This window comes from Paraburkholderia mimosarum LMG 23256 = NBRC 106338 (genome assembly GCF_000739815.1).
Classification (GTDB): Bacteria; Pseudomonadota; Gammaproteobacteria; order Burkholderiales; family Burkholderiaceae; genus Paraburkholderia; species Paraburkholderia mimosarum.
In genome coordinates this window covers 1-2,012 of the sequence record NZ_BBJJ01000255.1, presented here as the reverse complement: position 1 = coordinate 2,012, position 2,012 = coordinate 1, and the positions used below count along the sequence as shown (strand labels likewise).

Sequence of the window (2,012 nt, the reverse complement as noted above, 5' to 3'; positions counted from 1 at the left end):
CCGCCCACTGCAGATCAGTATGGTGCTCGTCGGGACTCGCGACGCGGTGCTGGCCCTCCAGAGCGACACTCAGATGTATAGTCGCTACCGACCGTTTGAAATTCCGCGCTGGAGGGAAAGCGATGGTCTCCGGCGTCTTCTGGCGGCGTTCGAGCGTGTACTGCCGCTGCGCAAGCCATCGGATCTAACGCGACGCGAAATCGTTCAGTTTGTCCTCAGCGCGAGCGGTGGATTGACGGGCGAGATATCGACGCTTCTGAACGACGCGGCAGAACTTTCGATTCGTAGCGGCGATGAGTTCATTGGACTGTCACATCTCGAGCATGTCGCGCGAGACACTGTCTGAGGCTGTGGTTCCATGGCCGGTCGCGCCAAGGCCTTTTTTTGAAGAGGCGTTTGGTAGCTGGCTGGGCCGCGTGGCGGCCCGATACCAGATCAGTGTCAGAATGCTCTGGTAAAGCAGCATTCCGAACGCGCTGCCGACGCTCGGCACAGCGGGGTGGATATTGTTCCCCACACTCGCTGAGCCAACCCTTGAACGGCTCTCGACGCTGGCTCGTCTAAAAGATGGCTGCCTGAAATCCATCCAGACGCCGGTTGGCTGGATGACGAACCGTCAACGCCTCCCATACTGTTTCCGCTGCCTTGTACTCAACGATGCCGACGTGTCCGCGCCGCGCTGGAAGAGGGAATGGCTCGAGCCAACAGCGGACTATTGCCATGCACATCACACTTTGCTCGAGACGATCCCAGCATCTGCTTTACGAAATGCAGCCACCTTCGCTACCGCTCTTCGCGCGATAAATCGTTATCGCGACGACTGCAGGTATCGCTATTCCATCAAGGCGCGCTAGCCGAATTAGTGGACACATTAGCGCATCTGTGAGCACCATTAGCGGAAAATGTGAGCCGCAACAATTGCCGAAATAGATTGTTTGCATAGTGACCTACGAAAATTCAACGAAGATGGCGCGCAGCGGAACACCTGACCTTGCCCTCGAAAAACGTATCCCTTGCTGAGAGTGTGTAAAACTCAGTAAAGGAGGAAGGAACGATGGGTAACCCGAGAGCGCGGTACACGTTGGAATTCAAGATGGAAGCCGTGCGAATGGTGCGCAACGGCCAGAGCCAGTCGGCGACGGCGAAGATTCTGGGTATCAGTACGCAGTCGCTGAACAGCTGGATCAAGGCCGACGATGCGGGCAAGCTCAACGGAGCGGGCAAACAGGTTACGCCCGAACAGATGGAAATAGCCCGGCTGCGCGCTGAACTGGCCCGCGTGAAGATGGAGCGCGATATCTTGGGAAAAGCGACGGCGTACTTCGCGAAGGAGTCGGTGTGAAGTACGCGTGGATCGAACGACACAGCCGGCAATGGCCGGTTTCCGTGGCCTGCCAGGCACTGGGCGTCAGCCCCAGTGGCTATCACCGTCGCAAGGCTCTTGATGTCGATCCCGAGCGGCCGCGCCGGCGCATCAGCAACGACGCACTGCTGGTCCACATCCGTGCCGTGTACGCCGAATCCAAAGGCGAATACGGCTGGCCGCGCGTCTGGAAAAAGCTGCTGGCTCAAGGAATCCGTGTGAGCAAGGACCGGGTTCAACGGCTCATGAAATTGCATGGCATCAAGGCGCGCACCAAGCGCCGATTCAAGGCCACGACCGACAGCAGGCACAACCTGCCGGTCGCACCGAACCTGCTGCAGCGTGAGTTCTCGCCGGCCAGGCCCGATCAGGTCTGGACGACAGACATCACGTACCTCTGGACCGACGAGGGCTGGCTGTACCTGACCATCATCCTGGACCTGTTCAGCCGTCAGGTCGTGGGCTGGTCGCTCAAGCCGCACATGCGTACGGAGCTGGTTTCCGATGCGTTGCGTATGGCGTGGTTCCGCCGTCGCCCCGAGGCCGGCCTGATCCTGCATAGCGATCGTGGGAGCCAATATTGCAGCGACGAGTTCCAGGCTCTGCTCAAGGGCTACGGCATGCGTTGCTCGATGAGTCGCAAGGGAAA

The 2,012-nt window shown here is 59.1% G+C and carries 1 protein-coding gene and 1 pseudogene; both read left to right on the top strand.

Annotation, left to right across the window (positions count from 1 at the left end; translation table 11 throughout):
* A partial coding sequence (locus BMI01S_RS37170) for a TniB family NTP-binding protein (protein ID WP_042293305.1) occupies positions 1–346 on the top strand: 346 nt, incomplete at its 5' end.
* A 708-nt stretch (positions 347–1,054) separates the two neighbouring features.
* Positions 1,055–2,012: pseudogene (locus BMI01S_RS37160) on the top strand (IS3 family transposase); the annotation flags it as partial.